1 pseudogene is annotated in these 346 nt (G+C 67.1%); it reads left to right on the top strand.

Annotated elements, in window-relative coordinates:
- A pseudogene (locus tag EN862_RS35240) lies at window positions 1-182 on the top strand (homoprotocatechuate degradation operon regulator HpaR); the annotation flags it as partial.
- Window positions 183-346 lie beyond the last annotated feature (164 nt).

The following is a 346-nucleotide window of genomic DNA, read 5'->3' as shown; positions in this document are numbered from 1 at the left end:
AGGACGACGGCCGCCGCGCGCTGCTCGCCATCAGCCCGGCCGGCCTTGCGCTGATCGAGGACCTGGCACCGGAGCGCATCGCCATCTACGACGCGATCGAAAAGCGCTACGGCGCCGAACAGCACGAGCGCCTGCTCGACATGCTGGAAGGCCTGATCCAATCGGAGTCGACGGAGGGGTGAAGGTCGCGCGGGACTTCCCTTCTCCCACAACAAGGGGAGAAGGGAAGGCACCGCCGCTCCTCACCCTCCGAAACTGCCGACAGCGCTCGGCTGCATGTAGTTGCGGCCGACATAGAGCAACGCAGACTCGTGGCTGCCGTGGCGGATGGCGAGGAAGGGGCCGA

The sequence above is a fragment of the Mesorhizobium sp. M2E.F.Ca.ET.219.01.1.1 genome (assembly GCF_004016445.2).
Classification (GTDB): Bacteria; Pseudomonadota; Alphaproteobacteria; order Rhizobiales; family Rhizobiaceae; genus Mesorhizobium.
Note: the sequence above shows the minus strand (reverse complement) of the source record. Positions and strands in the feature narration are given on the sequence as shown.